This window comes from Calyptranema fuscum S582, from assembly GCF_055793305.1.
Map to the genome: position 1 here is coordinate 1 of NZ_JBSLYH010000121.1, position 1458 is coordinate 1458.

A 1458-nucleotide genomic window follows, 5' to 3' on the forward strand; every position below is an offset into this window, starting at 1 on the left:
AATAAGGAGAGAATGTCCGATTTCCAAACAATTCACCAAATTTTATTTGCATATCAACGGTTGACCAACCAATACGAGGAGACACTCGATCGGGATCTGGAGACTTTGTACGAGCAGATCGTAACAGACGTGATTAACCTTCGGCGGCACGAGGAACTCTGGCTTACTGCGCGGTCGAATTGGGTTAAAAAACTTCGCCCATTTTTAGAGTCTGATGCGCGATGTCTTCTATCAACAAATCAATTCAGCACTTATTTAGAACCGCTGCTATTTCTCAATCAAAGTGGCTCACTATCTCCAAACCAACGCATCGCAGCTACCCCTTCTTCTTGGGTACTGGGGCAAGTCGATTTCCCTCTTTCTCTTAGTGAATATCAGGCTATTTATGAAAATAATATTTATAGTTACTTGCTAACAGTCAAGCTGAACTCTTGGCAGCAACAGTTTAAGATTTCAGTTGTTTCCTTGCAAGGTAATTCTAATGAGTTTTTTGATGCTAATGAGCAGTGGCAGGAAGCCTTGAATCAACTACAGCCAAATTTCAAAGATTTGTGCTTATCAGAAGTTCAAGAAATGCTTTTGTACCAAGAAATTAGCTGTTTAGTCTGTTACGTTGGTCAACTGTTTGAACTTCGACCTAAAACAGCCTGGTTTCGATATCCCTAAAAGTTTTAACTATGAATATTTTAAGTTCTTCTATCGAGCAATTTATCCAAGGCAACTCGGAGTTATATCAGAAACTTTGTTATTGGGCAGGTAGGAGAAACATAGAAAATCCAGCTGAACAGGTTCAGCAATATTTGCTGGAACTAGTTCTACAAGCGAATCCTGAACAGAATAATAGACAGCAGTTGAGAAAATGGGCAGGGCATCTATCCAGACAGGAAAAGATCGCGATCGCTTACCTTAGCCCAATTTTGATCTCTGATTATGAAAAAGTTGGAGACTGGTATGCCCTGGATAAAGGCGAATATAGCGTCCTAACAGAACCAGTGCTGAAGGAGATTTTCTATGAGGGACAAAGGCAAGCTGTACTGACGCGAAATCGTTATAAATGTCTAATTCTAAATTGCGATCGCCTACTAATTGTTGATGTTGATCTTGCTGCACCCAGAAATTCTGAAATCCAGGATTGTGCAGCCAGTTGCCCAATTGCAATCAGTCAGCAGCAAGCAATCTCGGCATTAGAGATTCTGGTAGAACAATTTCCCCAAATGGGTTTCCGTGTTTATAGAACCCGCAATGGTCTGCGTTATTTATGCACGACCCAGCGATTTGACCCGTTGGACGAAACAACTGACCGAGTTATGAAAAACCTTTATGCTGATCCTTTGTATCTAAAACTCTGCAAATTTCAAGCAACCTTCAGGGCACGCCTAACCCCAAAACCCTGGCGGGTAGAGGAGGAAAACCCACAACAATTTATCTGCGATCGCGTGACAGGAATGATGCTGCCAG

At 41.8% G+C, this 1458-nt stretch carries 1 protein-coding gene and 1 pseudogene; both read left to right on the top strand.

Annotated features, from left to right (window positions below; translation table 11 throughout):
- Positions 1 to 666 (top strand): hypothetical protein (locus ACR6Z4_RS32130; RefSeq protein ID WP_479721388.1); only part of this gene is annotated, 666 nt, incomplete at its 5' end.
- An 11-nt stretch (positions 667 to 677) separates the two neighbouring features.
- Positions 678 to 1458 (top strand): annotated as a pseudogene (locus ACR6Z4_RS32135) (hypothetical protein); the annotation flags it as partial.